This window comes from Micromonospora sp. NPDC047557 (assembly GCF_043205095.1).
Taxonomy (GTDB): Bacteria; Actinomycetota; Actinomycetes; order Mycobacteriales; family Micromonosporaceae; genus Micromonospora.
Genome location: NZ_JBIDDK010000032.1, coordinates 1 through 5379, shown reverse-complemented (window position 1 = coordinate 5379; position 5379 = coordinate 1). Strand labels below are relative to the sequence as shown.

General features: G+C 57.5%; 3 rRNA genes. All 3 read right to left on the bottom strand.

The features are described 5' to 3' along the window. Positions 1 to 10: 10 nt before the first annotated feature. The 3 genes from rrf to ACGGAQ_RS32560 all read right to left on the bottom strand — a co-directional run bounded on the left by rrf (position 11) and on the right by ACGGAQ_RS32560 (position 5216). Positions 11 to 127 (bottom strand): 5S ribosomal RNA (gene rrf, locus ACGGAQ_RS32570). 86 nt (positions 128 to 213) lie between these two features. After that, positions 214 to 3321, bottom strand: a 23S ribosomal RNA gene (locus ACGGAQ_RS32565). Between the two features lie 380 nt (positions 3322 to 3701). Continuing rightward, positions 3702 to 5216 (bottom strand): 16S ribosomal RNA (locus ACGGAQ_RS32560). Together the 16S, 23S and 5S rRNA genes form the textbook arrangement of a ribosomal RNA operon. Between the last annotated feature and the right edge of the window lie 163 nt (positions 5217 to 5379).

The following is a 5379-nucleotide window of genomic DNA, read 5'->3' as shown; positions in this document are numbered from 1 at the left end:
CTGGAAGATTGTCCGGCGGTGTCCTACTCTCCCACACCCTCACGAGTGCAGTACCATCGGCGCTGGAGGGCTTAGCTTCCGGGTTCGGAATGTGACCGGGCGTTTCCCCTCCGCCATGACCGCCGTAACTCTATGAACATATCAAACAACCCCGGCACAACAATCACGGGTGTTCGCTTGTTCAGAGTTGCACAGTGGACGCGTAGCAGCTTAGTAGTCAAGTCCTCGGCCTATTAGTACCGGTCAACTGAACCCGTTACCGGGCTTACATTTCCGGCCTATCAACCCAGTCGTCTAGCTGGGGGCCTTACCCCACAAAGTGGGTGGGATACCTCATCTTGAAGCAGGCTTCCCGCTTAGATGCTTTCAGCGGTTATCCCTTCCGAACGTAGCTAACCAGCCGTGCCCCTGGCGGGACAACTGGCACACCAGAGGTTCGTCCGTCCCGGTCCTCTCGTACTAGGGACAGCCCTTCTCAAGTATCCTACGCGCACGGCGGATAGGGACCGAACTGTCTCACGACGTTCTAAACCCAGCTCGCGTACCGCTTTAATGGGCGAACAGCCCAACCCTTGGGACCTGCTACAGCCCCAGGATGCGACGAGCCGACATCGAGGTGCCAAACCATCCCGTCGATATGGACTCTTGGGGAAGATCAGCCTGTTATCCCCGGGGTACCTTTTATCCGTTGAGCGACACCGCTTCCACTCGCAAGTGCCGGATCACTAGTCCCGACTTTCGTCCCTGCTCGACCTGTCAGTCTCACAGTCAAGCTCCCTTGTGTACTTGCACTCAACACCTGATTGCCAACCAGGCTGAGGGAACCTTTGGGCGCCTCCGTTACCCTTTAGGAGGCAACCGCCCCAGTTAAACTACCCACCAGACACTGTCCCTGAACCGGATAACGGTCCGAAGTTAGATACCCAAATCAACCAGAGTGGTATTTCAAGATTGCCTCCACCCATACTGGCGTATGGACTTCACCGGCTCCCACCTATCCTACACAAGCTAATTCGAGTACCAATGTCAAGCTATAGTAAAGGTCCCGGGGTCTTTCCGTCCTGCCGCGCGTAACGAGCATCTTTACTCGTACTGCAATTTCGCCGGGCCTGTGGTTGAGACAGTGGGGAAGTCGTTACGCCATTCGTGCAGGTCGGAACTTACCCGACAAGGAATTTCGCTACCTTAGGATGGTTATAGTTACCACCGCCGTTTACTGGCGCTTAAGTTCTCCGCTTCGCCCCGAAGAGCTAACAGGTCCCCTTAACGTTCCAGCACCGGGCAGGCGTCAGTCCATATACATCGAATTACTTCTTCGCATGGACCTGTGTTTTTAGTAAACAGTCGCTTCCCCCTGCTCTCTGCGGCCATACAACGCTCCACCCGCGCGGGGCTTCACGTCTCCGGCCCCCCTTCTCCCTAAGTTACGGGGGCAATTTGCCGAGTTCCTTAACCACAGTTCGCCCGATCGCCTCGGTATTCTCTACCTGACCACCTGTGTCGGTTTGGGGTACGGGCCGCTAAGAACTCGCTAGAGGCTTTTCTCGGCAGCATAGGATCACTGACTTCACCTGAATCGGCTCGGCATCACGTCTCAGCCTTCATGTGTCGCGGATTTGCCTACGACACGGCCTACACGCTTACCCCGGCACAACCACCGGCCGGGCTCAGCTACCTTCCTGCGTCACCCCATCGCTTGACTACTACCCATCAGGTTCCCACGCTCCCTGTCATCAGTCCGAAGACATCAAACAGCTCGGGTGGTTAGCACAACGAGGTTCATCAGGGACGCTCTTTCGCGGGTACGGGAATATCAACCCGTTGTCCATCGACTACGCCTCTCGGCCTCGCCTTAGGTCCCGACTCACCCAGGGCGGATTAGCCTGGCCCTGGAACCCTTGGTCATCCGGCGGAAGGGTTTCTCACCCTTCTTTCGCTACTCATGCCTGCATTCTCACTCGTGCCGCGTCCACAACTGGGTCACCCCGCTGCTTCACTCGCGGCACGACGCTCCCCTACCCATCCACACACCTGCACAAGGAATCAAGTCCAAGCGAGGTTAAAATGTGAATGCCACAGCTTCGGCGGTGTGCTTGAGCCCCGCTACATTGTCGGCGCGGAACCACTTGACCAGTGAGCTATTACGCACTCTTTAAAGGGTGGCTGCTTCTAAGCCAACCTCCTGGTTGTCTATGCGACCCCACATCCTTTTCCACTTAGCACACGCTTAGGGGCCTTAGCTGGTGATCTGGGCTGTTTCCCTCTCGACTACGAAGCTTATCCCCCGCAGTCTCACTGCCGCGCTCTCACTTACCGGCATTCGGAGTTTGGCTGATTTCGGTAAGCTTGTGGGCCCCCTAGACCATCCAGTGCTCTACCTCCGGCAAGAAACACGCGACGCTGCACCTAAATGCATTTCGGGGAGAACCAGCTATCACGGAGTTTGATTGGCCTTTCACCCCTAACCACAGGTCATCCCCCAATTTTTCAACATTGGTGGGTTCGGCCCTCCACGCGGTCTTACCCGCGCTTCAGCCTGCCCATGGCTAGATCACTCCGCTTCGGGTCTAGGACACGCGACTGAATCGCCCTATTCAGACTCGCTTTCGCTACGGCTCCCCCACACGGGTTAACCTCGCCACATGCCACTAACTCGCAGGCTCATTCTTCAAAAGGCACGCCGTCACCCCGCAAGGCTCCGACGGATTGTAGGCGAACGGTTTCAGGTACTATTTCACTCCCCTCCCGGGGTACTTTTCACCATTCCCTCACGGTACTTGTCCGCTATCGGTCACCAGGAAGTATTTAGGCTTACCAGGTGGTCCTGGCAGATTCACGGCAGATTTCAGGGGTCCGCCGCTACTCGGGAACACCCACAGAAGGTCAGCAACTTTCACCTACCGGACTTTCACCGTCTACGGTCAGCCATTCCAGACTGTTCGACTAGCCACTGACTTTGTAACTCCTCGAACAAGTGTCAGCTTGTTCAGTAGGGTCCCACAACCCCGACCACGCAACCCCTGACAGGTATCACACGCAGCCGGTTTAGCCTCAATCCGCTTTCGCTCGCCACTACTCACGGAATCACTATTTGTTTTCTCTTCCTACGGGTACTGAGATGTTTCACTTCCCCGCGTTCCCTCCACACACCCTATGTGTTCAGGTGTGGGTGACACCACATGACTGGTGCCAGGTTTCCCCATTCGGACACCCTGGGATCACAGCTTGGTTGACAGCTCCCCCAGGCCTATCGCGGCCTCCCACGTCCTTCATCGGCTCCTGGTGCCAAGGCATTCACCGTTCGCCCTTGACAACTTGACCACAAAGATGCTCGCGTCCACTGTGCAATTCTCAACAAACGACCAACCCACAACCCGATCCGCCCCACACCAAACCCAGACCCTTGAGTCCAGCGGTATGTGAGGCCAGGCCATGCCTGGCAACCTCGCGCAGCGCTCACGCCACACACAAGGCTCTGAAAGACAACCATCGGTTGTTCTTTCAGGACCCAACAGGGTGCTTACATTTCCCCCCAGCCGCACCAACAGCATCCGTTCCCACCACCCAAGGGGTGGCTGTACTAGGCGCCGCCGGCCGTTGCCAGGGCAAAACTTGCCAGTGTCTCCGCCATTCGAGCACCCCACCACCACATTCGGGCAGTGCGGGCTCCTTACCGACTTTCGTCGGAAGGTGCTCCTTAGAAAGGAGGTGATCCAGCCGCACCTTCCGGTACGGCTACCTTGTTACGACTTCGTCCCAATCGCCAGCCCCACCTTCGACGGCTCCCTCCACAAGGGTTGGGCCACCGGCTTCGGGTGTTGCCGACTTTCGTGACGTGACGGGCGGTGTGTACAAGGCCCGGGAACGTATTCACCGCAGCGTTGCTGATCTGCGATTACTAGCGACTCCGACTTCACGGGGTCGAGTTGCAGACCCCGATCCGAACTGAGACCGGCTTTTTGGGATTCGCTCCACCTCACGGTATCGCAGCCCATTGTACCGGCCATTGTAGCATGCGTGAAGCCCTGGACATAAGGGGCATGATGACTTGACGTCATCCCCACCTTCCTCCGAGTTGACCCCGGCAGTCTTCGATGAGTCCCCGCCATAACGCGCTGGCAACATCGAACGAGGGTTGCGCTCGTTGCGGGACTTAACCCAACATCTCACGACACGAGCTGACGACAGCCATGCACCACCTGTGACCGCCCCCGAAGGACCCCCCATCTCTGGAGGTTTTGCGGCCATGTCAAACCCAGGTAAGGTTCTTCGCGTTGCATCGAATTAATCCGCATGCTCCGCCGCTTGTGCGGGCCCCCGTCAATTCCTTTGAGTTTTAGCCTTGCGGCCGTACTCCCCAGGCGGGGCGCTTAATGCGTTAGCTGCGGCACAGGGAACCGGAGAGGCCCCCCACACCTAGCGCCCAACGTTTACAGCGTGGACTACCAGGGTATCTAATCCTGTTCGCTCCCCACGCTTTCGCTCCTCAGCGTCAGTATCGGCCCAGAGACCCGCCTTCGCCACCGGTGTTCCTCCTGATATCTGCGCATTTCACCGCTACACCAGGAATTCCAGTCTCCCCTACCGAACTCTAGCCTGCCCGTATCGACCGCAGGCTTGGGGTTGAGCCCCAAGTTTTCACGGTCGACGCGACAAGCCGCCTACGAGCTCTTTACGCCCAATAAATCCGGACAACGCTCGCACCCTACGTCTTACCGCGGCTGCTGGCACGTAGTTGGCCGGTGCTTCTTCTGCAGGTACCGTCACTCTCGCTTCGTCCCTGCTGAAAGAGGTTTACAACCCGAAGGCCGTCATCCCTCACGCGGCGTCGCTGCATCAGGCTTCCGCCCATTGTGCAATATTCCCCACTGCTGCCTCCCGTAGGAGTCTGGGCCGTGTCTCAGTCCCAGTGTGGCCGGTCGCCCTCTCAGGCCGGCTACCCGTCGTCGCCTTGGTAGGCCATCACCCCACCAACAAGCTGATAGGCCGCGAGCCCATCCCAAGCCGAAAAACTTTCCACCCGCAGTCATGCGACCACAGGTAATATTCGGTATTAGCCCCGGTTTCCCGGGGTTATCCCAAAGCTTGGGGCAGGTTGCTCACGTGTTACTCACCCGTTCGCCGCTCGAGTACCCCGAAGGGCCTTTCCGCTCGACTTGCATGTGTTAAGCACGCCGCCAGCGTTCGTCCTGAGCCAGGATCAAACTCTCCAACAAAAAATTGTGGAACAGCTGTCCCGGCAACAAACAAATGTTGCCAAAGGAATCCCAACCAGCCAAACCCGAAGGCTCGACCAATCCGGGGTATCAATCATAATTGGCACTGGCTTTACAAGCACCCTGTTGAGTTCTCAAAGAACAACCACACACCGATCAGAAG